General features: G+C 60.9%; 22 protein-coding genes. 12 read left to right on the top strand and 10 right to left on the bottom strand.

The genetic code is table 11. The annotated features are described in order from the left end of the window. Positions 1-652 precede the first annotated feature (652 nt). The 4 genes from NJ75_RS12135 to NJ75_RS12120 all read left to right on the top strand — a co-directional run bounded on the left by NJ75_RS12135 (position 653) and on the right by NJ75_RS12120 (position 3,890). The gene (locus NJ75_RS12135) at positions 653-1,291 is read left to right on the top strand and encodes a hypothetical protein (RefSeq protein WP_039334863.1); all 639 of its coding nucleotides are present in this window, start codon (positions 653-655) and stop codon (positions 1,289-1,291) included. A 124-nt stretch (positions 1,292-1,415) separates the two neighbouring features. Then, entirely contained in the window at positions 1,416-1,772 is a 357-nt protein-coding gene (locus tag NJ75_RS12130) for a DUF3768 domain-containing protein (RefSeq protein WP_052242414.1), read from the top strand. 313 nt (positions 1,773-2,085) lie between these two features. Next, on the top strand, positions 2,086-3,141 hold the full coding sequence (locus tag NJ75_RS12125; protein ID WP_039334859.1) for a hypothetical protein: 1,056 nt from the start codon (positions 2,086-2,088) through the stop codon (positions 3,139-3,141). Positions 3,142-3,179: 38 nt separating this feature from the next. Then, on the top strand, positions 3,180-3,890 hold the full coding sequence (locus NJ75_RS12120; RefSeq protein ID WP_039334856.1) for a hypothetical protein: 711 nt from the start codon (positions 3,180-3,182) through the stop codon (positions 3,888-3,890). Positions 3,891-4,280: 390 nt separating this feature from the next. On the opposite strand, the gene NJ75_RS24345 is transcribed toward NJ75_RS12120, so the two are convergent. Beyond that, positions 4,281-5,042 (bottom strand): hypothetical protein, encoded by a 762-nt coding sequence (locus NJ75_RS24345; RefSeq protein WP_156135781.1) that lies wholly within the window; start codon positions 5,040-5,042, stop codon positions 4,281-4,283. Positions 5,043-5,247: 205 nt separating this feature from the next. Between NJ75_RS24345 and NJ75_RS12105 the strand changes: the two genes are divergently transcribed. The 8 genes from NJ75_RS12105 (at position 5,248) to NJ75_RS12070 (ending at position 14,133) form a co-directional block, all read left to right on the top strand. Beyond that, positions 5,248-5,529, top strand: a complete 282-nt coding sequence (locus NJ75_RS12105; RefSeq protein WP_039334849.1) for a helix-turn-helix domain-containing protein — start codon at positions 5,248-5,250, stop codon at positions 5,527-5,529. Next, complete coding sequence (locus tag NJ75_RS12100) at positions 5,519-6,409, top strand: hypothetical protein (RefSeq protein ID WP_039334847.1); 891 nt, start codon at positions 5,519-5,521, stop codon at positions 6,407-6,409. The genes NJ75_RS12105 and NJ75_RS12100 overlap by 11 nt, the downstream gene beginning before the upstream one ends. A gap of 311 nt (positions 6,410-6,720) precedes the next feature. Next, positions 6,721-8,286, top strand: coding sequence for a DUF927 domain-containing protein (locus NJ75_RS12095; RefSeq protein ID WP_039334845.1), 1,566 nt, complete (start codon positions 6,721-6,723; stop codon positions 8,284-8,286). A 267-nt stretch (positions 8,287-8,553) separates the two neighbouring features. After that, a complete protein-coding gene (locus NJ75_RS12090) occupies positions 8,554-9,054 on the top strand; it encodes a hypothetical protein (RefSeq protein ID WP_211257941.1) in 501 nt (166 codons plus the stop codon). Between the two features lie 100 nt (positions 9,055-9,154). Further along, complete coding sequence (locus NJ75_RS12085; protein WP_052242435.1) at positions 9,155-12,262, top strand: N-6 DNA methylase; 3,108 nt, start codon at positions 9,155-9,157, stop codon at positions 12,260-12,262. Further along, entirely contained in the window at positions 12,259-12,975 is a 717-nt protein-coding gene (locus NJ75_RS12080; protein WP_039334843.1) for a hypothetical protein, read from the top strand. The genes NJ75_RS12085 and NJ75_RS12080 overlap by 4 nt, the downstream gene beginning before the upstream one ends. 63 nt (positions 12,976-13,038) lie before the next feature. Then, a complete protein-coding gene (locus NJ75_RS12075) occupies positions 13,039-13,308 on the top strand; it encodes a hypothetical protein (protein WP_039334840.1) in 270 nt (89 codons plus the stop codon). A gap of 249 nt (positions 13,309-13,557) precedes the next feature. Next, the gene (locus NJ75_RS12070; RefSeq protein WP_039334837.1) at positions 13,558-14,133 is read left to right on the top strand and encodes a recombinase family protein; all 576 of its coding nucleotides are present in this window, start codon (positions 13,558-13,560) and stop codon (positions 14,131-14,133) included. Positions 14,134-14,144: 11 nt separating this feature from the next. Here NJ75_RS12070 and NJ75_RS12065 read toward each other — a convergent pair whose 3' ends face one another. The 9 genes from NJ75_RS12065 to NJ75_RS12020 form a co-directional block, all read right to left on the bottom strand. Then, positions 14,145-15,323 carry a GIY-YIG nuclease family protein gene (locus NJ75_RS12065; RefSeq protein ID WP_039334834.1) on the bottom strand — a complete coding sequence of 393 codons (1,179 nt, stop codon included), beginning with the start codon at positions 15,321-15,323 and terminating at the stop codon, positions 14,145-14,147. Continuing rightward, complete coding sequence (locus NJ75_RS12060; RefSeq protein WP_039334831.1) at positions 15,316-17,388, bottom strand: pseudomurein-binding repeat-containing protein; 2,073 nt, start codon at positions 17,386-17,388, stop codon at positions 15,316-15,318. The genes NJ75_RS12065 and NJ75_RS12060 overlap by 8 nt, the downstream gene beginning before the upstream one ends. A gap of 1 nt (position 17,389) precedes the next feature. Beyond that, on the bottom strand, positions 17,390-18,025 hold the full coding sequence (locus NJ75_RS23345; protein WP_052242412.1) for a hypothetical protein: 636 nt from the start codon (positions 18,023-18,025) through the stop codon (positions 17,390-17,392). Between the two features lie 31 nt (positions 18,026-18,056). Then, a complete protein-coding gene (locus NJ75_RS12045; protein WP_039334828.1) occupies positions 18,057-18,821 on the bottom strand; it encodes a hypothetical protein in 765 nt (254 codons plus the stop codon). Then, positions 18,818-19,015: a hypothetical protein gene (locus NJ75_RS12040; protein ID WP_039334825.1), complete on the bottom strand. Its 198-nt coding sequence runs from the start codon at positions 19,013-19,015 to the stop codon at positions 18,818-18,820. The genes NJ75_RS12045 and NJ75_RS12040 overlap by 4 nt, the downstream gene beginning before the upstream one ends. Then, positions 19,012-20,199, bottom strand: a complete 1,188-nt coding sequence (locus NJ75_RS12035; protein WP_039334821.1) for a hypothetical protein — start codon at positions 20,197-20,199, stop codon at positions 19,012-19,014. Before NJ75_RS12035 ends, NJ75_RS12040 begins: the two co-directional genes overlap by 4 nt. Next, a complete protein-coding gene (locus NJ75_RS12030; RefSeq protein ID WP_039334819.1) occupies positions 20,196-22,949 on the bottom strand; it encodes a class I SAM-dependent DNA methyltransferase in 2,754 nt (917 codons plus the stop codon). Before NJ75_RS12030 ends, NJ75_RS12035 begins: the two co-directional genes overlap by 4 nt. A gap of 448 nt (positions 22,950-23,397) precedes the next feature. Next, positions 23,398-25,839, bottom strand: coding sequence for a response regulator (locus tag NJ75_RS12025; protein WP_052242410.1), 2,442 nt, complete (start codon positions 25,837-25,839; stop codon positions 23,398-23,400). Further along, positions 25,839-26,399: a DUF2062 domain-containing protein gene (locus NJ75_RS12020; protein ID WP_039334973.1), complete on the bottom strand. Its 561-nt coding sequence runs from the start codon at positions 26,397-26,399 to the stop codon at positions 25,839-25,841. The genes NJ75_RS12025 and NJ75_RS12020 overlap by 1 nt, the downstream gene beginning before the upstream one ends. Positions 26,400-26,453 lie beyond the last annotated feature (54 nt).

Here is a 26,453-nt window from a genome sequence, read left to right as displayed (position 1 = left end):
GATAGACTGGCGTGTACTCCAAGTGGGCGCCGCCAAGAAACTGTATGCACAGAGGGCTAGCAGAGTGGTCTCGCGCCAAAATGTGACTCGGTGTTACGTTCTACCGCCGCTCTACTCTTCTCTGCCATCCAAGCTCCGGTCCGCTGCCGACCGATTCGCGGTGTCAGTTCTCCCGGGCGGACCGACCTCCGAGCGCAGGTTATGTCGATAGACCGTGCCGCTCACCCCTTCGCGAGGGAACGGGCCTTTGTCCTAGCCTCGGTCGTTTCTGCATCGGCTCGACCCACTCAAGGGTAGCTGCGAATCGGCACGGCTGGGCGTCAGGAACTACGTAAAATTCGGAACTCAGGCCCAGCCATGCGCAGCCAGCAAAAACCAACCACTTTTGACTTTTTTGGCAGTTTCCCATATGCTTGCGCTGCACCGGATATGGCATTTGGCTCGCAACACCGAGCGTCTCGGCAGGCCAATTCCCGCTCCGGCGCACTCTCGAAAATTGAGGTCCATGAAGGGACGGTCAGGTGATCCTGACCGGGTATTCGCTTGCGTGTCTATCGGGTGATCCGAGGATGCCGCAGGCTTTGCTGCAAGACCGGCGCGTGCCGGAGGAGTGCCCTTCAGGGGCCTCCCTCTGCACAAGGATACAAGCAGCATGGACCACGAACAGCGCGCCAAGGCCACCAACCGCCAAGACCCGGAACTCGCGGCGAAGGTTGTCCGCAGCATAGGTGAGATCGAGACACAGTTCTTCCACGCCGCAGGCCCTCTCAGTGAGCGCATGATGTCCGAGGCGCTCGTCGCAATCGAAAAGGTCGTGACCAGCCCATGGGAGTTCATTGAGAACGAATGGACGCCGCAGGTGGTGTGCCCCGAGTGGAAGATGACGCGCGGCGTCGGCACTGGGGATATGTGGCTGCAGGTGGCCGAGATATCCGCCGACGAGGACGAATACGAACATACCTGGATCGCGGCCGTCACGAAGACGGTGCCATCACAACTCTGCGTTCAACTGATGTTCCGCAGGGGCCTACAGGAGCACGCCCAAGCAGCCATCAAGGACATGAAGGTGATCGGCCCAGTGCTGGAAAAGGGCTTCGTTCGCGACGATGCTAATCTGGCACTGTTTGTGCCGATCCATATCCCCGCCGAGAAGCTGGCGCAGGGCTTTGCCCAGAACGACCTGACGCCGACAGTGCAGCCTTTTGCCAAGGCGATGCAGACAGCACTTGCGGCCAAGCCAGTTCTCGACAAGCTGCTCGAAGGGATCAGGGCAGTGGCCAAGACCAAGTAGCCAGCAGGCGTGTCGCGCGGCTGATCGCCATCAGCCACCAACTCTCGATCCGGTCGCGCGGCCGCTGCCCCTCAGTGCCGGAAGTCCGGCTCCCCGCAAGATCATCAAAACAAGGACCGTTGGCATGGATCGCCACGAAGATGCGTCGCGCCTGCAGCGCACGCGAAAGATACAGGAATTGAACGACCGGCTGCGCAAGACCGGCATCGGCGGCAAGGTCGTCCTCACCCGCGCAGTGGCGGCCATGGGCGCCCCGGAACTGACCGACCTGCTGCGAAGGGTCCGGGAGTTCGACACTTTCACGGGCGGCAATGACCCGTGGGGTGAGCACGACTTCGGAGAGGTCATCATGGATGGTGATCGCTACTACTGGAAGATCGACGCTTACGACGTGAACAACCCGGGGTTCGGCTCACCTGATGCGGCCGATGAGACGATCACCATGCGGGCCATCACCATCATGACGGCCATGGACCTTTGACCATGGCCCGCCAGCATCTTGAACAATCGGCGCGTCCGCCGCATAGCAACGCCACCTGCTCTCAATCGAGCAGGGGAGGCGTAGGAACCTCTAATTGGGGACGCCGGTCGAGTTCACTCGGCCGGGTGGCCGCGTTATGTCCAGGGGTTTGCGCCTTAAAAGCGCGGCGCCCTGGGTCTCCTAGGGTTCCTAACACCCGGCTTTGCCCGGTGCCTCCGATACATGGGGAGGCGCATTTGGGGCTGGGGGAACGACACAACAATCTTGGTGGGCGACAACGCTGCTCCCTCTGGGACTCAGTGCGAGGTGCAGCATGAGCCTGCACGCTTCCGGCACCAACGCCACCATCGACCTGTTCGAGCACCATCTTGTCATCACCCGGCGGCAGCGCGGCTTCCTGTTTGACGGCCCAGATGCCGAACACATGATCCCGCTGGCCAGCATCAAGTCCGTGCAGTTTTTCCGCCCCGGCTTCCTGTCACCGGGCAAGATCGTTCTCGTGCTGGCTGCGGGCACTGCCACACGCACCGGCACGCCCACCGACCCCAACACGGTCTTTTTCTCCAAGCGGCAGTTGGTGCCGTTCGAGAACGTGTTGCGCGCCATTCAGGCGGCAATTGCAACGCCTTCGATCGAGCGGCTGGCCATGGCAGCCCAGCAGCAGCGATCTATCGACAGCTACCAGCCAAGTCCGACCTCGGAGGGTCTCAAGCGCATCGGCCCGGCGATTGGGTCCAGAGAACACTCTGGCCACTGGTCGAACTCGGAATCGAGCAGACAGGGTAGCGCGCAACGCACCAGTTCAGAGCCTGCATCAACGGGGGGCGTCTGGCGAGATATGCCGGTGATCGGCAAGGTTGCTGTAGTCCTGTTCGGCCTCTTCATGTTCTTGATTGTCATCGGCATGAACAGCCCCGACGCCGGAGAGACCGAGGGCGGCGACATAGGTGCGACCTCCCCGGCTGAAAGCGGACCTCCGGCAGACCAAATGCTGGCGGATTGGTCGGAGTTCGTGACGGGCGAATCCAGCAGCGGGCCAGTCGCCCTCATCGATGGCTCCGGCAAGCCCGGCGAGTTCTGCAACGGTAGCGACGGCAAGGTTGGAATGCAGTTTGGGCGTGCGCCATCGGATACGGGATTGCGGATTTCCGACTACTTCTACCGGTCCGACGTGGGGCGCTCGACCAGCTACATTGGTGCGTTCTCCTTCGACCCGGCGACCAAGAGCCTCTCGGCGCTTCGGCTCATGAAGATCCGCACCGGAACCGATGAGGGCGAGGATGCGCCCGACATGGTGATGACCGTCGAACAGATTTCGCCCGGCGTGGTCTCAGTGGACGGCGCCCAGTTCCACGCCTGCATTCTCTGACCGATCAACCGGCTAACCAGACATCACGAGGTATTCCCATGAAGGTTCGTTTCCCCATGGCGGCGCTGCCGTTCGCGCTCGCCAGTTGCGCGCCCACGGCTGACCAAGCGGTGACCGACGCGGTTGTCGCCTGTCAGCGCGCCGACGTTCAAGACGTTTTGGGCAAGGAAGTCCGCAACATGATGCTGAAAGCGGCTGCCGATCGGGTACTCACCGCCGCCTTCTTTGGCATCAACATGACCCAGTCACTGGAACAGGCCCGCACCACGTTCACCGAGGTGGGCGTCTATACCGGAGCCACGCCCTCCGGCGCGCCCTTCAAGCAGATCATCTGCGGCGGCACCCTCCAGATCGATGCCAGCACCGCGACATCGGGCCAGGACATTGTAACCATCCCGCGCCTGCGATGGTCCGTGAACTTTACCCAGCCGACCGAGGAGCCGGGGACTGCGGCCTTTACGGTCGCCGTCGATCCCGCCAGCATCCGTGACGGATTGCTGGTCAATGGTCAGGCCCCGGCCGAAAGCGGGCAACGCGATACCTCGTCCGATGAAGCTGGTGGCGCAAGCTCAGCCGAGAGCAGCGCGCGCTCCGAGGCGGACAGCGCGGCGAACGATGCCGCCGATGCTGGGGACGCCGCAGCAGATGTAGCAGCTGCTGCCCGCGAAGCTGCCGCTGCCAGCGAGGCGCAGCCCCCATCACGCCGCCAGCCGACCGAGGATGAACTTTACGCCCCGCACGGCAACTGACCAGCGCAAGGCTGCCAAGTCATGATCCGAATTGCATCTATCGCTCTTGCCGCAGGTCTGGCTTTGCTGGGTGGCAACGCCGCCGCAATGGACGCGGCAGTGGCCTCGCAGCTCTGTCTGGACAGTCGTATCCGCGCCAATGCCGCCCGTCTGATCGGGGAATGGTCGCAGAGCTATCCCTTCGCCCGCGTCATCATCGGCGACGATGGCAGGTTCGGTGACGTCGGCATACCCAGCCCCGCCGTCACCGGGGCAAGCTTTGTGGTGTGCGGGGCCTCGTACAATCTGGTCAAGACTGGTCGGGATGGTAGGGCTTTTAGGGTTTCCATCGACCGGTTCTACTTCCGCGTCACCGACAATGGGTCGGGATATCAGGTCAGCCTCGAAGACCTACCCGCCACGCTCGATGGCACCACCATGACCAGCCGCGAGCTGATCGGCCGGTTCAAGATCGACGGCAGGCCCTACACCGACATCCTCGCTGAGAACCAGCGGCGGATCGGCCTCGGTCAGTAACGACAATCTACGCTTGGCCTTGTCAGCCTTTCTGAGGTCGGCAAACCACTTTTCCACCCGCTTCGGCTCGCCTGCACGTTTGCAGACCTGCCCGATGCCGCCTGTCTGCATGAGGAAACCAATTAGGAACTCGGGCGGCACCCTATGCCGCCGGGCATAGTTTAGCTGTTGGGCAAACCGCGTAACGTTGCTCTTACTGAGGCTGAAGGTCTTGATGGTTGTCCCTTCAAGTCCGAGAAGGATGTAATAGAATGTGTTCGTCTCGCACGCTTTGCGGAGCGTGCGCAGGACACGCCGATCTCCGAACGGCTTTCCGACTTCGTGAGCGACACGAATATGGTCAATCAGATCGTCGATCTTGTCTGACATTCCGGCATCTTCAAGATCAAGAACCAGTTCATATACGCATCGTTTCAGGACGTTGGCGGGTTGGTAGTATGGAGCGGTATCTTCCCCCGCCAGAATGCCTACTGCTTCTTGCAGTTTTGCGTTGAGGCTCTCGACGAAATCGTCCCAGTCGCCTTCGAAGCCGGTCCGGCCATGGTTCGATCGGTAGGCGTTTCGGAACCGCGCAGCGACATCTGACTTCGGGATTCTGCTGCCGCGAATCACCCCACCTTTTTTGGTCCTAGCCACACCAACTACCTCCCGATTCGCCCCGAAATTTGGGTCTTTCTTGCACAGATAGCCCGTGCATCGTGCAACTTAAATCTGCCAAAGATGGTTCTGTGGGTATCACCGACAGCAACGGGAGGGGGGCTAGAGGCTTCTGCGATTTGCACCCTGTCCCAGCTGCCCAGGGGGCCTCGGAAGTTGATCTAAAAATGAGCCTCCACAACCAATGGAGAGCACCATGCATCAACTCAATCAGTCGGACTTTTCCGAAGACCTGAACACTTCCCGTTACCGGCCCGGGGCGCTGCCCCATGACCCGCCTCACTTCTACTCCGTGAAGGAAACCTGCCGGATTTTGTCGCTGGGCAGGACCACCGTATTCGGACTCCTGAAGAATCAGGTGCTTAGCCGCACCCGCTACGGGCGCAAGACTTTGGTTTTGCGCAAGAGTGTCGACAACTATGCCTTTGTCCTGATGCTTCGCAAGGAGGGCGGCCATGCGGCTTAAGCTCGCTGACATGCGTCGCGCCAAGCGCCCGTTCCGTCCGGACCTCGACACCGGCGACGCCAAGGGGCTCATCGTGGGGCGCACCTCCAAGATGGCCCACCGCGAAGACCGGGTCCGGCTGAAGGCCCTGCGTGAGGCACACCTCCACTGTCCGGAGTTGGCGGCTGCGGCGATGGACCTGCATGATCGCATCGCCCGCGCCGTCGCCAGCGGCGAAATCCCGAACAGCCTCGCGTCGGCCCTGTATTGGCGCGAGGCCTGCATGGGGCCGGTCGGGCACGTTTGGAAGGGGGCCGAGGAGTACGGGGCAGAGCGTACGGCTCTGGTGACGCTCCGCCCCCGGGACCTGCTGTGGGAGGCTGAGGACTTTATGGGGGTCAATCCCATCGTGCTGAAGGCCCGCCTCCGCAACAGCCTCGATCGTGCGGGGGTCACCGGGGCACCGGGCTGGATGCTGATGGGCTTCGATCCGGAGTTTGACAGCAATCGCGGCAGGGCTGGTGTCTGGGACGGCCACTGGCACGGCATCGTGGGAGGCGAGAAGATCGAAGCCCTTGAAGCTCTGCGGGGACGCCGGGCTTTCAAGAATGCCCGTGTCCATCCCCTTGAGCGGGGCATGAAGGAACAGCCTCGTGTCCATGTCGTGGAGGGTCTGGTCAATCTCCCTCATCCCATCTGCTACTGCTTCAAGGGCTGGGCGTGTCATCGCCCCAGCTGGCCCAATGCCGAAGGCGTGCTGGTGAGGTCAAAGCGCAAGGGACGTGTCCCTACGCCCAACCTCATCCAGTGGATGCTGTGGATGGACATGTGGGCACTTGATGACCTGGTGCTGCGGAACGGGCTGCTGATTACTCGCAACGGGTTCCTGATGAGCCCCTGAAAAGTGAGTGACAATGGTTTGGAAATGGGTGGTGTGGGCGTGTTGAGATCTATGATCGGGGTATGAAAACCCACTGGTAGACGGTGTAGTGGTGGCAGAACACGGTTGCTACCGGCCACAGCCCTCCGCCCAGCACGCTCCCCCACCGCTCACCTGCCCGTCACCCCTGACCGAATGTGGCCTGAACACGGCGGGATCGTAGGGATTTTAGGGACGATCCCGGCCAGCCCGGCCCCTCCACCATCTTGAAAATGCCTCTGCGGCCGCACGCCTGCGGCTCGCACTACCCCCTCTACGTCTGGAGAACTTCCATGAGCACTCAGATTCGTATTTCCGGCCACCGTGCCGCCAGTGGTCAGCGCTACATCCATGTGGAAACCGATCAGGGCTCCGCAACGCTGCGCCTCGAACAGTTTAGCCTCGCCAACTCCCGTCTGGCCGGGGACCTCGCCGCGGCAGGGTTTCCGGTATTCACCAAGAAGCAGCTCGAAGAAGTTGTCGGCGAGGTCCCCTACGTCACCGATTTTCAGGACAACCGCGTCGCAGAGCACCCCGGCTGGAACGGCAAGTTTTTCGTCCAGCAGGACGGCTCCGCGATCGGGTCCGATGCCGCGCCGTGGGTAATGTTTACCCCCAAGCCCGGCGCAACCCGCAAGCGCGGCACCCTGAGCGCGTGGCAGGCCGAGGTTGCAAACAGCGTGAAGGCCCAGCCGCTGGTGGCCTCGGCGATCATGGCAGCTTTCCTACCCCCGGTGCTGCATCTCATGCCGCAGGCCGTCAACGCCACGATTGAGATTGTCGGCCCTAGCGGGACCGGCAAGAGTACCGCCCTGATGCTCGCCGCGTCCGTCGCGGGTCCGGTGTCCAGCATCGCTTCCATGCGTGATGTGCTGACCGATCCTGAATCCGCACGGCGTGATGGTCGCGACCACCTTTTGATTGTGGATCACGTCCACCCTGCCGTCATCACCACGGCCAAGACCAAAAAAGCTGACCTGTTTGTGTCGACCGCCTTTGATCTGGTGAGGGCACCGGGTGGGAGGGTCACCCTGCTCTCGGGGCGTTGGCCGCTCGCCGATGCCTGTGACATGGAGCCTGAGGGCAACATCCTGACCTTGCGGGCCAATGGCGATGGCTTGGGGGTGTTTAGCGCCCTGCCGCCGGACGCCGAGAATGCTCCGGCGTTCGCGGCCAAGTTGGTCTCGGCGGCTCGCAAGAACCACGGCCATGCGCTTCCCGCCTTTGTGGCCCGGCTGCAGGCAGATCTCATTGAAGACGCCGCAAAGGTGCGCGCCCGCCTTGCCAAGCACCATGACGATTTCCTTCGCCATTCCCGCGTGGCCGCAGCTGGCGGGGCCGAACGACAGGCCGCCGGCATCTTTGCCTCCCTCTATGCTGCCGGCTGCCTTGCCCGCCGCTATCGCGTCCTGCCGCGCCAGTTCCTGTGCAAGCGGCTGGCTCTGGCGGCTCTTGACCACTACCGGCGCGCGCAGGCTGCGCAGGTGCCGTTTGTGGACCGCTTGGAAGCCCTGATCGCAAGCGGTCAGATCGTAGCCCTGAACGCCGGGTCCGATCCCGCGCTGCAGGCACAGGCCGTGAGCGCCGCGCTTGGAACCGTGGTGGTGCGCGCCACCAGCCGCATCGTCCGCATCGCTCCCGAAAGCATCCTGAAAGCCTTCCCCGACTGGTCACGTATCAAGGGTTCTGCGGAAGTCCGCGCGGTCCTGAAGATGGACGGCAAGAACTCTGCCGTCTGGGGCAAGCTGGCACCGGGCATGGAGCGCGTGCGCCTGTTCCAGTTTGAGCTCCCGGTTCATCCCGAACTCACGTTGTTCACCGGCACGGAGACTGGTGCAGGCCCAGACGACCGCGAGTAATCTAGTGACTGGCCCCGTCGAGTTAAGGCGGGGCCAGTGTTTAGCTGATGTCGACCACTTCCAGAAGTTGGCAATTCAGCGCGCAAGCGGCGTCGCATGCCAAAACCCGCCATTCCGTTCCCTTTCTGTGACCGATGCCAAGCACAGTCCTTGCCGTCTCGCACACTCACGCTAAGCGCTTTACCGTCGAGAACGGGCATGATACCCGTTCTCGACAGGAGGATCGGGTATCATGCCCGTTCTCATGGGGATGACATTGTGCGCTTCGTGCCTACGCCTATCGCGTGCAAGCTGACCGGTCTGTCGACCGAGAAACTGCGCGAGTGGACGAGCCGGCGCGCGATCGTGCCGGCGGATGTTCGCCCCAAAAGCAAGGGCACGCCGGCGAAGTTCTGCTGGCAGTCTATTCTCGTTCTGCGTGTTGCCGTGTTACTCCGCGACCAGTTCAACGTGGAACTTCAGGCGCATAAATCGTCCTTTGAGGGCCTACGCAAAACGCTCCGCGAGAACTCTTTCCTGAGCTTGTGGGGAAGTCGGCTCGTCCTGCATCCCGGCGGCACCTGGTCGCTCATCGAAGCCGATAGCGTGCTAGTTGCCGGCGATGGCATCCTAATTGCCCTCGATCCCCATCTCGTCGTCTTGCGGGACGGCTTTGCCCTGCCGGACGCGAGCGAAGGCCAGCTCGACCTGTTCAGCCTCCCCGCAGTTCGCCGGGCACGACGCACCGCATTAGCCCCCGAAGCCACAGCCAAGCGCCGGTCGGCATGATCTGCACCAATGCCCGGCTCGAGTTTCACCGCGATCTGCACTTCTCTAACTCAAATGTTCCTGATATGTTCTCATTCGATTCCGTCGATTGGAGCGCGTCTTGAGTTCGGACCACGTCACCAGCTGGCTTGAGAAGCTCGGCTATGCGGCCGAGCCGAACTTGCTGCACATGGCGGACGAGACGATCCCCGATGCCCATCCATATGGGCTTGAAATCCGCACGCTGCTCAATGCCGATGGCGCTATTCGCGCGCGTGCAGTGTTCGAAGTCGAAGGCGTCCCAACCGTCGTATTCGTTGGGCGGGACGACACACCGCTTACCGGTGCCGAACTCGACCTGGCGCGCAAGAAGATCTGGAACCAGAATCTCGCGACGATCGTGATCGAGGTCATGGGCACACAGGCGCTGGCGGTGCCCGCGCGCAAGCTCAAACAGGCCGGGGAAAAGCTAGCGCTCGACGAAGCGCGGCCCGACGGCCCGTTCTCCGCGCTCGACGTCGCAACGGCGAACCTGTCGCGCCGTATGCCCGAATGGTTCGACGTCAAAGCACGCGTCGACCGCAAGCTGCTCTACAATCTCTCGACGACGGTCAAGAAATTGACCGAGACCGGATTTGCGGACGCGGTCGATGCACGGACGCGCAGACGACTGGCCGAGCTGCTCATGGGGCAGTTGCTCTTCATCTCATATCTTGAGCATCGCGAAATCGTCGGCGAAACCTATCGCGATCGCCGCAAGGTCAGCCAGCTGCCATCGCTCGTAGGGGACGGAGATCGTGATGGACTGCGGTCGCTGATCGACAACCTGCGTGCCGACTTCAATGGCGACTTTCTCGGCGACGACCGTCACGACCCCTGGCAGAGTTTGAATGAGACCGGCTTCGGGTTGCTCAATCAGTTCCTGCGGCGCACCGATATGGAGACCGGCCAAGGCGACTTCTGGAACTATGATTTTAGCTACATCCCGGTCGAGTTGCTATCGGGTCTCTACGAAAAATTCCTGACTCCCGAGGAACAGGCCAAGGAAGGCGCCTATTACACGCCGCGCAACTTGGCGATGCTTGCGGTCGATCAGGCGCTGCTGCAGTCGCCGGACCCGCTTTCCGAGACGATCTTCGACGGTGCTTGCGGATCGGGCATCCTGCTGACCACGGCTTATCGCCGCCTGCTGGCGCTCAGCGAGGCGGACAAGGGACGCAAGCTCGGTTTCGCCGAACGCGGCGCCCTGCTCAAACGGCAGATTTTCGGCGGCGACATCAACTTTATGGCCTGCCGCGTCACGGCGTTCAGCCTGTACCTGTCGCTGCTTGAAGGCCTAGACCCGACCGATATTCTCGAAGCGCAGGAGCGTGACGGCACCAAATTGCCGTCGCTCAAGGATAGCAATCTCGCGCATGGCCGCGCCCACGCGGACTTCTTCAAGGCGGACCATGTGTTCGCTGGCAAACGTTTCTCGCTGATAATCTCCAACCCGCCTTGGGCCGAGCCAGAGGGCGAGAGCCACACGACCGCCGACGACTGGGCAGCGCAAGCAAAGATGCCGTTCGTGCGGCGACAGATCGCCGGCGCCTATGCGCTACGTGCCAGCGAATTTCTGGCGCCGGGCGGACGCATCTGCCTGATCCTGCCGATCGGGCAGTTGCTGGGCGCCTCTAGCGCCGATTTCGTCGCTCAACTGCTCAGGCTTTATTGCCCAGAACGGCTGATCAATTTCGGTGACCTGCAGGGGCTGTTGTTCCCGACCGCCGAGAATACGTGCCATGTGTTTCTGGGCTGCGTGCGCGATCGGAACGCCGGCGATCTTGTGCCGTTCGGCGAGACCTTCGAATATCTCGTTCCCAAGGCTGACCTCAGCCTAGCCCTCGGCCGCCTGACCATGCAGTCTGCCGACCGGCACCAGCTCCAGACCCGCTCGGTCACCGAGGATCCGCAACTTCTCGTCACGATGATGTGGGGCGACGCCAGCGACCTGGCGATCTGGTCTCGGCTGAGCGTTCGCGGCACGTTCGGTGACTTCTGGGGCGGCCCGCGCAAGACGCGCCGCTGGACCAATCGCAAGGGCATCCACCTTCAGGACAAGAGCCGGGATGCTGTGGACGCTGCCCCTTTGCGCAAGCACCGCTTCATCCCGATCGCTGCGCTGAGCGCCGGCTCTCCTGTCCTGCACCCTGCATTGCTTACGGCTTGGCCCGCCAATTTTACGACTGTAGTCGGTCTCAGCGAAGAAGTGCGGGCCGTATTCGATGGACCTCGCGTTGTGTTCCCAGATGGCTTTTCGCGCGGCGAGCAGAATATCCGCGCGGTCTATTACGACAAGCCTGCGAGCTTCACCCACAGCGTCGGCGTAATCGCCGGTCCCAAGGAAGACGCTGCGCTCCTCAAATTCGCGGCGGTCTACCTGCGTTCGACGCTGGCGCGCTATTTCCTGATGATGCGTGGCTGGAAGATGCTGTGCGAGCGCAACAGCCTGCATCTGGCCGATGTCGAGCCCTTCCCGTTCTTCGCGCCCGAACATGCCCCCGATCCCGACGCAGCGGCCCAGGCGATCGCGCAGGTGGCCGCGCGTGTCGATGCGATCGCCGGGCTCGAAGAGATCGAACAGGCGCCCTATTATCAAGCCATCCGCGACGAACTCGACGAAGCCATCTTCACCTATTTCGGGCTGGAGGATCAGGAGCGCGCGCTGATCCGCGAGACCGTCACCTTGTTGATGCCATCGATCCGACCGCGCAGCTTCAAAAGCCTAGACACCCCAGCCCAACACCTCGTCGAGGAGAAGCAGCTTGGCATCTATGCCCGGGTGCTCGCGCAGGCGCTAAGCGAATGGCGCGAGCGCATGGGCGGCCGGGGGCGCTTCAAGGTCGAGGTCGCGTCGAGCGATCCATCGCGCGCTGGCCCGTCCGGCATCGTGCGGGTTCTCTATGAGAACGTGATGCTGCACGGCGCGGAATATGCCGCGCAAGTCAGCGACGAACTCGTCCTGCTGACACTGGATCAACTCCGGCGCTCGGGTTTGCGCACGTTGCACAGCGGCGACTTCCTGACCTTGGTACCGGATGCTCGCTTTTGGGTGGACGGCACGCTGTATCTGGTCCGCCCGCTCACCAAGCGAAGCTGGACGGTGCGTCAGGCGCTGCGCGATGCGACGCGGATTGTGCGTGACGTCCAATCGGCCGGTGGTGCCGGCAAGCCAGTGATCGCCGCATGACCGCGACGGCTGGCTGGCTCACAGCATTCCCGATCCAGCCGGCGTCCGCTGCGGTCGACGCGTTGATCGAAGGCTGGAGGGAATTGAGCGCGCGCGAACTGCCGCACTTCAATCACAGGACCAAGGAAGGGGCGCTCACCAAGACGCTGAAAATCTATGTCGAGAATCATGTCGCGCCCCGTCATGGTCTGCTCGGCATGTGGTCGGCGGAAAGCGTAATCGGCGATGTCGATCCGGCGACGGGCGAGCGGGTCGAGGAACGGCGCACCGACATCGTCTATGGCTGGAATGATGCGACGCAGGGCATCCAGCTGGTTTTCGAGTTCAAGCGTCTTGGTCGCCAGAAAAAGCACCGCGATCATTATCTGCGCGATCAGGGCCTTGGCCGATTTGTTACCGGCATCTACAGCCGCAAGCAGGCTGTCGCGGCGATGGTTGGCGTTCTGCTCGATCCGGAGCCAGATGTCGTGCCGCAGATTCGCGACGCACTAAAGGACACGGCACTTGGAACAACGCTGCGCTTGATTGCTACCGCTGCGGGCGACCCAATCTCGAAACCATCAAACCTATTTCCTGCCGCTGATTTCGATACCGAACACACCCGGGATACCGCGCTGGCCCCGACGCATGGGTCAATCCGCGTATCGCATTTCTTCTTCGCCTTCGGCTATCCGACCACAACCGTGAAACCGAAAAAGGTTGCCGCACCCTAAGCTTGAACGCAGTCGCCCCTGCCCGAGCACGCCAAAGTCCTCGCCACAACGCCATTCGTGCGCATGCTTGGCGAGATCATCATGCGGCTGCCGCCTTTCGGCCGCTACCGCAGCACGCCACAGCGGGCAGGCCACGTAATCACCAAAATCCTAACAGATCGGTCGGGCAGGACCGGCGTGTACTATGACGAGAAGGGCCGGCCGATGTCGGGCCCAGCACTGGTCCACGATCCGGCGTTCCAGGATCGGGTGCTGGGCGAGAACATGACCTCGTCGCCGCGCACGACCATCCGTGTTGATCGGCCGCTTCCGGCACTGCCTCGGCGTGCCTGAGCGTCAGAGTTCGGTCGCTAACCCACCAGCAGGTTATGAGCCGGAAGCCGCCATACAGCGGAGCCACAAGGAATGGCAGCAAAGTCCCAATCGTCGTCAGAAGAGGTTAGGCCATCGCGCAGAAAAAATGCATGACTGTACTCAAAATGACCGTTTTCGACACAGCTTGACCCACTGTATCGAAACATAGCTTGCTCCAAGTTTCGATACAGCGTACGTTACGACACACGTTTTCGATACAGGTGTGTCATGTCACGAGTATTTGCCTACACCCGAGTAAGCACCGGTCAACAGACCTCAGACAACCAAGTTTTGGAGATCGAAACTGCGGGCTTCCGGCTCGAACCACGGCGGGTTATCGCCGAGACCGTTTCGGGTTCTACCGCAGCCATGGAACGGGAGGGCTTTCGCAGGCTGATGGATCGGTTGGAAGGGGATGACGTTCTGGTCGTCACCAAGCTCGATCGACTGGGCCGCAATGCGATGGATGTCCGCGCCACGGTCGAAAGGCTTGCCGAGATGAATGTCCGCGTCCATTGCTTGGCCCTCGGCGGCGTTGACCTGACCAGTCCGGCTGGCAAGATGACCATGTCGGTGATCGCAGCAGTCGCAGAGTTTGAGCGGGACCTTCTGGTCGAACGAACGCAGGCCGGTCTGTCTCGCGCAAAAGCCCAAGGCAAGAAGCTTGGGCGTCCGCAATCGCTGACAGACGAGCAGCAAGCCGCCGTCCGACAAAGGCGAGGCGAAGGTGCATCGCTCGGGCAGTTGGCCAAAGAGTACGGTGTCAGCCGTTCCCTCATCCAACGGGCAAGCCAAACTGCCTGACCGGACGGCTATCACGCTTCCACCAATCGGCCTGCGTTGGGGTCGTAAACCCAATCTAGAATTGAACGATCGCGAATGCGTTCCACTGCCTCGTCGACGACGTGCAGAGGCACAAGGAACCACTCCCGTGGCTTTACCATGTGGCCGAACCGATCCGGGATCGACAGGTTGATCTGCGCGGACGCGAATACCTTGTGCATGAGGCTTTCCAGCTTTTGGCAGTTCACCCCATACACTTTGTAGGTCGCCACAATCTCCACCCCGGCCAGCAGGTAAGTCGAACTCTTCTCCGCCCCTGAGATTCGCGCTTCGACTGATCCGCTGGTGACGCCGATCTTGTGCATGACCTCTCGATGCTCAGCTACAACCGGATGGTCTGACTTGCTTCGCAGGACGTAGATCGTGCCGGTTTCGGCCTCGCCATCATCCGCCTTGTCTGCAAACAAGGGACCGGGGGCGGGGTCCGTGATACGCCTGCCCGCGTCATCCTCGTTCAGTTGGCGTTGAAGGGAACGCATGAGCATTCCGCTTTCCGTCTTGTTGTCGAAGATGACGCGAAGTCGCGCATCGGTTCGCCCTTGGGGGTTGGTGAACACCTCGCCCATTTCCGCGACGTAGCAAATCTGGCCAAACACAATGAAGAAAGCGCCAGGCCGAATCTCCGCCTTCAGCTCGAAGGGCCGAGTGATGCGGCTACCGTTCGCCAGGTCATCCTTTACCTGCTTGAACAAAGGTTCGAACTTCTCGAAGTCGTGACACTTGTCCCGCCGCGCCACCTCCTCAGCCGCCCGCTTTTCCTCGGCCGATCGAACGTGGCGCAGCGTGGTGATATCATCGCCTTCGCCCAGCCCTGAAAGCTCAGCCATCAGGTCATCGGGATCAAGGTCATCCTCGTCCATCGAAACGACAGCGGCGCGATCGAGAAGAGCGTGCTTGTCCAAGCCCGCAAGCAACGTGCGGCAATCCTCAAGCTCCCGTAGCCGGTCTAGCCGCACCGCATGGAGGCGTTCGAAGATGTCGCGGTCTTCGCCGTGCTGGGGCAGGCGGCCGTGTTCCTCATAGAAGCGTTCGATATCCTCGAACCCGGCGATGATGCGTTCCTCGCGCGCCGTGTAGGTGGCTTGCTTCTTTTTGGCGGGGGCAAAATCGGCAAGCTCCGCAGCCAGATCGTCAAGGCCAAGGTCACTCATAGCGTCCCTCCTCCTTGAATCGCATGAAAGCTGCCGCACCCTCGGCCAAACGCTGCTCCCACGCATCCGCTGCGGTGATCGAGGGTAGCCGCCCTCGTTCCCTTTTGAACCGAACGGCACGACCGGCAAGGTCTTTGGCTTCTTCCGGTGTGATCTTGGTTCGCTTGGCCGAGATCGCCGCCTGCACTTGCTTAAGGGTGCTTTCGCTCATCGACTTGGCCAAGACTGCATAAGCCGCCTGCCATGGGTTGATGCTATCGATCAGGTCTATATCGAGTTCGCGTACGTCCATGGCAAACTGCCGGACACCATCGATAAGCGCAGTGTTCGCCCGGATTTCCCCGTCTTCGTCACTAACGGCCCCCATGGCCAGCCCCTTGGCCTTCTGGGTTAGGTTAAGGGCCGCGATCGCGTGCTGGCGAACAGCTTCCTGATCCTCCGACGACAGTTCCGGGTATCGATCGCGAACGATCTTGCCCATGGCCACTTGCGTCAGTTCCTGGGGTGGAGTTTCCTCATCGAACATGCCGCGTTCGGCAACGGTCTTGGTCTGGACGAAAGCAGCAATCACTTCGTTCAGGTCTTCCTGCACGATGCGGCTTGCCTCGGGGCTCTTCGGTTCGACCAGCCCGGCGATCTCGAAGTGGTACTGGCCCCGTTCCTCGTTCACGCCGATGTTGGTCTTGCCCTCCTGATAACCGGCTGGGCCATAGTCGAAATCGGGCAGCGGCCCCTTGTTCTTCGGCGTGAAGGTGAAGCGCGGCGCCAGTACTTGCTCCATGAGCAAGCTGGCGGCGATGGCTTTCAGGGTGTCGTTGATCGCGTCCGCCACGGCAGCTTCTGAGGCATCCGGCTCCGCGATCAGATTGGTGAAGGTGGCGACTTCCTTTCCAGGCGCATCGCGAGTGGCGCGGCCGATGATCTGGATGATCTCAGTCAGGCTGGAGCGATAGCCGACCGTCAGGGCATGTTCGCACCAAATCCAGTCGAAGCCCTCTTTGGCCATACCCAGCGCAATGATGATGTCGACATGATCGCGGTCGTTTTTGTGCGCAGGGTCTTTCAGCGCAGCGAGAACCTTTGCGCGGCGGGCTGGATCACTGTCGTCCACCAGATCGGCAATCTTGAGTACCCGGCCATCGGGAAGCGCCACCAATTCAAAGCCTGTCACCTGGTCGGCCCCTGTCCACTTGCCGAGGTAGTGCAGGATTTCATTGACCTCGGCGACCTTGTCCTTGGTGCTCTCTCGTGCGTTGACCGAGGGGATGTGGACGATCGTCTTGCGGCTGGGATCAAGGCAGTGTTCGATCGCCTCAAGGTAGCGGCCCGTATAGAAGAAATAGCCGATGTTGAGCGCTTTGAGGTGCTCGTACCCGTTGAGCTGCTCGAAATAGGTGAAGCTCACCGTCTCGAACTTCGCCTCATCCTCGGGTGTCAGCACGGGCGCGGCATCGCCACGGAAATAGCTGCCTGTCATGGCGACGATATGCGCCTTGTCGCGCGCGATGAAGGCGGCGAGCTGGCTGCCAAGCCGGTTATCCGGGCTGGACGAGACATGGTGGAACTCATCCACTGCGATCAGCCGGTCGTCGAACGCCTCGATGCCCAGCGCCTCCACCGCGAAGCGGAACGTGGCATGGGTGCACACCAACACCGGATCGCCACTGGCAAGGAACTGGCCGACAGCCTTGACCTTCGAGGAATCCACCCGCTCCTCGTCCACACCCGGTGCGTTGCACAGGTTCCACTGCGGCTTGACCGTCCAGTCTGCCCAGAAGCCATGCCTGCTCAGCGGTTCATCAACAAAGCTGCCGCCGATCGACTTTTCCGGTACGGCGATGATCGCCTGCTTCAGCCCCTGATTGTGCAACTTGTCGAGCGCGATGAACATGAGCGCCCGACTCTTGCCCGATGCTGGCGGCGACTTGATCAGCAGGTACTGTTCACCCCGCTTGTTATAGGCACGCTCCTGCATCACGCGCATACCCAGCGCATTGGCCTTGGCCGAGACGCCTGAGCGCGCTGTCTGGAAGCTGACAGCGGGGATAGGTTTTGAGGTGGTCATGTTAGTTTTTCATCTCAGCGAGCTCTTCCAGAAGTGCTCTGTTAGAGGCCCGTTCGGCTGCCCTCAAATGCAAAACTTCGCCCTTCTTTTGGCGAAGGAACTTCGTCGAGTCCCAATCAGGATTGCCGATCGCGATTGAAGATTGGGGCAGATTGAACTTGCGCCTCAGCGCGTCAACAATGCTGAGTGCCTCAAGACCGAGGTCAGCATACCCTTCCCAGCGAGCTTGGAAAAGCTCATCGTAGCCGGGGGGAAATGAATGTTCAGAAACTGCTAAGATGAACCGTTCGGTCCCAAGCGCCATATTGGGTAAAGCAAGGATGCGATACATCAAGTCTGGGCTTATGCTTGTCCAGTCGATGTCGTCAGGAAAGACAGGTGGTTCGGGCGGGTCGACCTGCGCCTCGTAGTACTCTTCGCCGCTCGCGGTCCTGCCCGCCGGCCTACCTTCCGCAGTGCCATCATCCCCAGCGACGTCGACACACTTCTCAGCAAACTGGTCGAGGATGCAAACGATACGAACAGCCGCATATCGTCCAGAGTTGCGTCGTCCGATCCAATAGGCAACGAAATCTTTTCCGATGGTCGCAACGACGCCAACAAGCACACCGACAAAGCCAATGACCGCGTCGTTCATGTTGCCACCCGCCTATCAATGAGCCCGATCATCAGCGCCTTCCCTCTCGTTCTTTGCGGAGCGCGCGATCGAGCCACTTCGGCACCTCAGTCACCTGAGAGAAGAAGATGTTCTCTGGCAGTTCATTCCAGAAAGCAGTGATCGAATGGGCAAAGCACGCCAGATCATCATTGCAGACGGCTAGTGACGAGTAGTCCAGCGCAGAAACAAAGAACGCTGGTAGTCCGTCGGTTTTACCCACCAAATCTGGCGCGACAACCTTTAAGGTCTTGAATGATGGCCCATTCCCATGCTTGTAGACGTTGGTGACTAACTGGCAACGGGACAGTTGGTCAAAGAATCCCAGCGTGCGCACCGCCCAACCGCAGGCTTCGAAAAGATCGAAGAGTTCATCGAGCTTCACCGACCAAACTGCCGCATGTGCATGTTTGCCGAAGCCGTGGTGGCCAAGCTCCCGGCCCAACCAGTCGCGCAACTGCTTTTCCCACTCGTGGAACATGCCTGCGATGATGCTCAGTCGCGTATTGTCTCGCAGATCAGAGAGCCTTTGATAAAAGCCGATGCTCTCATCCCATGATTGCTCATAGTCGGAACCGGGATCGTCGCGATCGGGGTCGAAGGGCTTACCAGCGAGCCATGCGTCTGCGAACGCGTTAGCGTCGGCCTCCATGCTTTCGTCTGTGAACTGGTCGAGCAGACGGCGCTTGGCTTCCGCCACATAGAACTCGTGGCTGGCAATCAAGTGTTCACGCGTAGGCCCCCACATCTGCAAGAAAACGCGATCAGGCTCAGTCATGCCGCTGCCTTCTTACCCGTCAATTTGGTGTAGAGTTCGAAGAGTTTTTGCAGCCTTTCGGTGTCGTTACCGAAGCTGAGGCCGATGCATGCGCGCTCTCGCATCAAGCGCACGCCGAGGGTGTTGGCCTCGACGGAGACGCCACTGCGCGAAGTCTGGAAGCTGACAGCGGGGATAGGCTTTTTGGTGGTCATCTTATCGCGCTTCCTGCCGTATTCTTCCCCATTGCCCAAGCTCGTTCGATCGCTTCACCATCGGCAAGGAAGAACTCTCCTCCGAGCGATTGCCCCGCATGGGTCAGGTCGGTGACCATAGCTTGCTCGCCGGCCTTGGCATGAGCGGCGACGGGATAGGGTTCCAGCCCCTCGTCCAATGTCGATTTGAGGACCCGCCACGAAAAAGCGCCAGCAGGCAGCGCGCGGTTGTGGTCATCCCTGCGCACCGCCGGGCTGCGCGAAAAGCCCACCTTGATGATGCGCCTACCCGCGCTGGGGTAGCCTAGAAAGTGATCCGCGCTGCCTTCCAGTTGCAGAATGTAGAGGTGCTTTGGACCTTCGGCCTCTCGGACCACGTACGCCGATTGGGACACAGGGCCAGGTCGGCTTGGCTTCAACGCCTCTCGGCCCGGCTCCAGCACGAAATCCGAAATCATGTCCGCGCCGAACAGCGGCCTCGGCACGAGTTCCAGATCAAGAATTTTGCGGGCCTCAGCTCTCGTCAGGAAGGCGCCGTACCGGCTGATCGCCATGCCCCTCTCGGTCGCATAGGTCTCGTTGGCAAAGTCAGCGACCAATGGCGCGCTGTCTGGGGCAACCTGCCACGCGCGAAGCGCGCGGAAGGCGTGATTCCATGAACCTGCTTTGGGCTCCACGGCTAGCTTGCGCTTCAGCCCGGCTGGCGAGAGGAACGCTTCAGTGTGCCCCGTCCGATGCGAGAGTTGATAAATGCCGATCACTCTGCCGCGCATTTCCTTGGGCACGCTGGCGGTATTGTTGCCATAGACCACGCCCAGAAATCCCGGCTCGGTTTCGGCGAGGATCGTGCGCAAGCGGCCCTCGTCGGTGAATGTGAGGCAAGGCCAGTCTTCGGGGGTGAACCCCCAATATGCCGTTAGCACGACCTTGGGATAGGGCTCCTCCAGCGCGGCAAGCGGATTGAGGACGTAGTTGCCCGCAACGCCCCGTTCATGCGCGCGCTCGAACGCCTCGACGCTGCCGTAGACACTTACGATCCGTTGTCCCTGCGCTGGCATCATGGATTGGCCGCGCTCCGGCCAACCGTGCGCCTCGAATAGGCTGGCGAGCCGCCCGCCATAGTGCTGCGCAATCACCGCGCTTATCGACTTGGCATCCCAGCCCGGTTCGCGTCGCGAGATCATGCTGCCTTACCGCGACCGCCCTTCGCGGTCATTTTGGTGTAGAGTTCGAACAGCTTTTCCAGCCGTTCGGTATCGTTGCGGAAGCGGCGGCCAATATAGATGCGTTCCAGTACCTCGTCGTTGCGATCGTGCGCAGCTCGCAGGTCGTCGGGCATGGCTTCGGAATCATAGAGGTCCGCGATCGTCGCCGGGAAATGCGCCTCGCGTGCAAGAAGGATATCCTCCGCGCAGCGGGTGAGGTCGACCTTGTTCTGGTCGGTCAGACTGGGAACAGGGAAGGTGTTCCAACCGAGGGTGTTGGAGTAGCGGAAGTCAGTTTTAAGCTTTCCGCAAACGGTAGCGATCCACACCAAATGCAGTCGCGAGGCAATCAATGCCATGTTCCACAGGGGGGCGTCAAACAGTGCAAACGCAAGGTTGGTTAGTGCAGTGTTACTGTCCAAATAACCGACGGGCAAAAATGGCCGTCGTTCAGAAGATACTGCCGGCACAATAATGGTCGCATTATTTCCTATCTGGAGCGTTTTCATCTGATGAGCCCTCCTTGCGAGTGCATTAGCTCCCTTGTCGGAACTGCTCAGCCGAAATTTCTTAACCATCTCAATTCGTTGCGCAAAATCAGAGATGCCGAGGGCTTCTTGCAGATGTTGGTCTTCGATCCAGATCGCGTATCGATGCTTCCCATTAATGAAATCGTCCGAGCCGATAATTTTACGAATAAACTTCGATCTCTCATCATCAGACAGTTCAAGCGCAGCCAACTCATCGCTTGATAAGAGAAAATTTCCAGCGTCGTACGGCATGTTGCCGCGCGTCATTGTGGAAACACAGGACATTGGAATACGAGACTTCTCGACCACCACATTTTCACCTGCGGTGAGGTAGGGGTTTATATTATCTACCACGCGCCTTGTATGGACATCACCATCCGAAGTCTCAAATAACACGGGACTAACTGCATCGGTTGAGAGCCCAACAATGACGACAATCACACCTGCATTATTTGATGCAAGGTTTTTCCACTTAAAAGATTGATAGGCGAAGGCCAGGCGCACCTTGTCACTGAGAATTATTGGCCATAGAATTGGAACCATTATTCCTTGGCAAATGGAGTTAGTGCAAACAAACGCAGCCTTCCCATCAACAATCTTGATGAAGTCTGCCGCCTTCATGAGCCATCCTGCGATGTAATCTAAAAAACCCGGAGAGTTTGACCGGCCATTCGCGATGTCGCGAATTTCCTCTTTTTGCGTTCTATTTTGTCCAGTACTGCCGAGGTACGGCGGATTTCCACAGATATACGTCTCGCCACCCTCATTCTCAAAATCGATCTCAGCCTGATCCAGCGGCGTACTGAAAAGATCGTCGGCCTGCACTCGGACTGCTGTTCCAGTGGGGGGGCAGATGCTCAACCAGTCCAGCCGAAGGGCATTGCCGCAGGTGATCCAATTCTGGCTGTCTAGCGGAAGAAACTCGGCCAGCGCCTCCTTTTGGCCGCGATAGAGCACGTCGCACTGGTATTCGGCGATGATCAGCGCCAGCCGCGCGATCTCGGCCGGGAAGTCGCGCAGTTCAATGCCGCGAAAGTTGGTGAGGGGAATGTCGCTGCGACGATCTGGCTCGCCGCGCCGCTTGTTGATCTCCGCCTCGATCGCTCGCATTTCCTTGTAGGCGATCACAAGGAAATTGCCCGAGCCACAGGCCGGATCGAATACCCGTATCTTGGCCATTCGCTGACGCAGATTCAGCAGCTTGCGCGGGTTGTCACCCGCCTCCTCAAGCTTGGCACGCAAATCGTCAAGGAACAGCGGGTTCAGCACCTTCAGGATGTTGGGCACCGAAGTGTAATGCATCCCGAGCGCGCCGCGCTCCTCGTCATCTGCTACGGCCTGGATCATCGAGCCGAAGATGTCGGGGTTAATCTTCTGCCAGTTCAGGCTGCCGATGTGCAGCAGGTAGGACCGGGCGATCTTGCTGAATCGCGGGCACTCTGTGGAGCCGGAGAATAGCTGGCCATTCACGTAGGGGAACTGGTTGGCATAGCGCTTGATGCCAGCAGCCTCGCGATCGGCGGGCTTGGTGTCCATAGCCCGGAATATCTCGGCCATGACGAGGTGCGTGTCGGAAGAATCCCGCGCGCTCATCTGCTCAATGGTCTTGCTGAACAGGCCTTCGCCGAGAAAGATATCGGTATCCTCGGCGAAAAAGCAGAAAATCAGGCGGGCCATGAAGTGATTCATGTCCTCGCGCCTGCTGGCCCAGTCCGGATTATCCTTCAATAGCTCCACATAGAGCTTGTTGAGCCGCCCGGTCGCCTTGATGTCGAACGAGCTCTCACGGATTTGCTCGACTGTGGTGATGCCCGCCAGCGGCAGGAAGAACCCAAAGTGATCCGGGAACTCGGCATATGAACAGGCGACCGTGCCGCCGCCGTTCATGTCCTCGGCTTGAAATGCCTCGCCATCGGTGGCGAGGATAAACTTGACTTTCTGCGACGCTGTCTTCGGGCTCTCGCGCAACGCCTTCAAGGTATCGTCGACTGCCCCGGGGGCGCAGGCAGCGATGTGGATGTTACCGCGCTGAAGCACCGCGCCGGGTACATCGGACTGGTTGGTGTTACCCGCCTTCAGCCGCGCAATCGCCGTGTCCTTGTTCCCGAACGCCCGAAGGAACTGGAACGGGAACTCGACCCGATCGAACGGCTCAAGTGCAAGATTGGATACAGCTTCTTCGATCTCTACCGGGTTCATGGCGCGAACCTAGCGTTCGAAGGCAGAAGCCGTCCAGCGATGCAGGGCACATTCTCTATCGTTCACCACAGATTCCCGCCATAGACCTCAGACAGGTCAGAGCCCTTCGCAGCGAACCGTCACCAACCGATTTGAAAATATGACCAAAACTATGACCAAATCGAATACCCTTGATATTTACATTATAAAACAAAGATGTTTGTATACCTCCCGCTCCGCCACTTCATACGATGGGATGCCGGCCCTCCAATGACCTCGTGGCGTCGTTTACCTGACCCGACGTAGCGCGGCGAGACGTGACAGGTTAGCCGTAAGGCACTAGCGCGATTGTGTTGCCCGCTCCTCGATGGTCTCGTCGAGACAACTCGATGGATGGTCGGGTCGGGGACGGAGGCGCGCAGAAACGCTGTGACCTTGATGATGACGATGTTCGGAATCCCCGGAGTCTTCAGCGTACCCTGAGGACCTTCTCCACCTCGTCGCAGATCTGCTGGACGGAGAAAGGCTTGGCGAGAAAATGCATGTTCGGGATATCGATCTCGCGGCGTAGCTGCTCCTCGGCATAGCCCGACATGAAGAGGAACGGCATGTCCGGGCGGAGTGCCCGGATCTCACGGGCCATGGCCGGGCCATCCATCGTCGGCATCACAACGTCGGACACGACCAGATCGAACTGGCCCCGGCCGATCGCCTCGAGCCCTTCCTCGCCATCGGCCGCCGTGGTCACCTCATAGCCCTGGCGCACGAGCGCACGCTCGGCAACGGCACGAACGGTGTCCTCGTCCTCAACCAGCAGGATCCGGCCGCCGCCTGACCATTCCCGCTTCGGTTCGGGGCTTGCTAACTGGCGCGCGGGCGCTTCGCTGGCATCGGGTACATGGACCGGGAGATAGATGCTGAAGCGGGTAAACTTGCCCACCTCGCTTTCGGCAAAGATGAAACCGCCGGACTGCTTCACGATGCCGTACACGGTGGAAAGACCAAGGCCGGTGCCCTTGCCTTTCTCCTTGGTGGTGAAGAACGGCTCGAAGATCTTGCCGATCTGCGACGGCTTGATGCCGTGACCATTATCTTCGACGACAAGCGCAGTGTAATCCCCGAGCGGCAGGATCTCGCTTTTCATCGCGCGCACGTCAGCCGCCGTCACCCGCCGGGTCATCAACTTGACCACGCCACCGCCCTTGGCCCCCGTAGCGGCAAGCTTGTCATTGATGGCGTCACGCGCGTTGACGGCCAGGTTCAGCAGCACCTGTTCAAGCTGTGTGGGGTCCGCACGAACAAAGCCGAGGTCGCGATCGTGCACGACTTCAAGCGTGATCTTCTCGCCGATCAACCGTTTAAGAAGAGCGGAAACTTCGGCGACCACGTCGGGCAACTGCAGCACCTGCGGCCGCAATGTCTGCTGACGTGAGAACGCAAGAAGCTGCCGCGTGAGCGATGCTGCGCGGTTCGAGTTGGCCTTGATCTGCTGGATATCGTCGTAATCGCTGTCGCCAGGCGTGTGGCGCATCAGCATCAGATCGCAGTAGCCGATGATCGCGGTAAGCACGTTGTTGAAATCGTGCGCAACGCCACCGGCAAGCTGGCCAACGGCCTGCATCTTCGTCGCCTGCGCGATCTCACGCTTGAGCCGGGTTTCTTCCGAGGAATCCTTGAGGCTGAGAAGGACGGCCCCTTCCCCAAGCCCGCGCACACCCGCAAGGCTGAGCGAGACCGGCTCGTCCGGTGCGGCACGCAAGCGCACGGCCACGTCGCCTGCGGTTGCCTGCCCTTGCGCATAGCGGCGCACGGCATCGACCAGCGCGCCCTTGTCTTCCCGGATGACAAGGTCCGACGGATATGGCGGCGGGATCGTATCGTCATGCCCGGCAGCGCGCAGGAATGCGGCGTTGGCGAAAAGGAAGCGCCCGTCACGGTCGGTCATCGCCAGACCCAGCGGCAGGCGGGCAAGCAGCGCCTCGATCTGCGGAAGGCCCGCCGTGACATCGCCGATGCCCTGCCCGAAGCCGCCGTTATCGATCAGCAGGAACAACGAGGTTGTGCGTGATGGATCGGTGTTGGCGACGCCATCGGGGTCGGCCACCGGCACGTGGACGAGCTTGACCGGCGTGCCCTTGCCGCCCTCGCGGGCGTAGTAGATGCGGTCGCTTTCGTCGCTGGCGAGGAACGAGACGAAATCGGCGCCTGCCATCTGGGCGCTGACCGAACCCGTCGCGCGCTGGGCGAAGGCTGCGTTGGCCGCGAGGATCACGCCTTCGGGCGAGACCACGGCTGCCTGCAACCCTTCGCGGGCGAGAGCGCGGCCGACCTTGCCGGCGATGTGCCCTGCCATGTCTGCCACAAGATCCTGCGTGACGACCGGCACGAAACGCCAGACGAGGTAGTCCTCGCCCCGGCCGACGCGCTGAATCTCTGCCGTCCACGTGCCTTGGCTGTACGCAACGCCGTCGGCCTTTGCAGAGCCATCTCGCCACGCAGCTCGCGTTGCAGCTTCGAGCAGCTCGACCGAGCCGCGCTCGACCGGAAGACGTGGCGGTGCGGCGGTGATACCGAACCAGGCCCCCATCAGGCCATTGGCGCAGACCAGCCGCCCTGCCCTGTCGGTGATGGCGATGCCCACATCGTCGCGCGCGATCGCGGCATTGGTGACCGTCCAATCCGGAACGGCGAAATCCTCGGTAACTGCATCCTGGCGGGGGCGAAGCAAAACGCGCAAGGCTGCGCCGATGACAGTGACCCCTCCTGCAAACCCGGCGGCGAGCAGCGGTTGGCCGGAGATCCCCCAAAGCGCTGCAGCGCTTACCGTAACCGCGCCTGATAGCATGAGCCAATCGCGCAAGGGTACGGTCGGCGTGACCACAGCCGCCCCTTCGCTGGCCACGTTCGCCATCAGTCGGGAAAGTCCCGCGCGGCGGCCCGCATGTTGCGCACCTTGCGCTTGTGCGCGGTCCACCAGCGCCAACCGAACGCTGCAAGGACATAGCCGATTGCGGCCGAAACAATCGAGATCAGGAAAAGCCCGATGACAAGGGACGGCGCCGCATCCGATCCAAGCCAGACGAGCCATTCGCCGATGCCCGCGCCTTTGGTAACCATGGCCTGCACGGTGGAGAAGTCCGCGTGGAAACCGAAGCTGTTGCCCACGGCAATGGCGCCTGGAAGGAACACGAACAGCGTTGTCGGCGGGATCGAGATGAAGGTCATCAGCACGGCAAGCGGGATGTTGCCCCGGCACGGCACGCACATCAAGGCCGCACCGATGATCTGGATGCCGGGAATCAGCGCGAAGATGCCTATGAAAAGTCCGGCGGCGACTCCGCGTGGCACCGAACGGCGCGTGAAGCGCCACAGTTCATGCCGGGCGGCAAGCGGGCGCGCGAAGCGGTTCTGCTCCATCTGCTCGCGCGTTGGCATGTTGGCCCGCGCCCAGTTGACGATCCGCTCGAACATTGCGCGTCTGTTGTATCCGTTTCCCGTCCGCCCCGCCACGGGCCCGTTTGTTCG

It is taken from the genome of Novosphingobium subterraneum, assembly GCF_000807925.1.
GTDB classification, from domain to species: domain Bacteria; phylum Pseudomonadota; class Alphaproteobacteria; order Sphingomonadales; family Sphingomonadaceae; genus Novosphingobium; species Novosphingobium subterraneum.
This window is presented reverse-complemented; position numbering and strand designations above follow the sequence as displayed.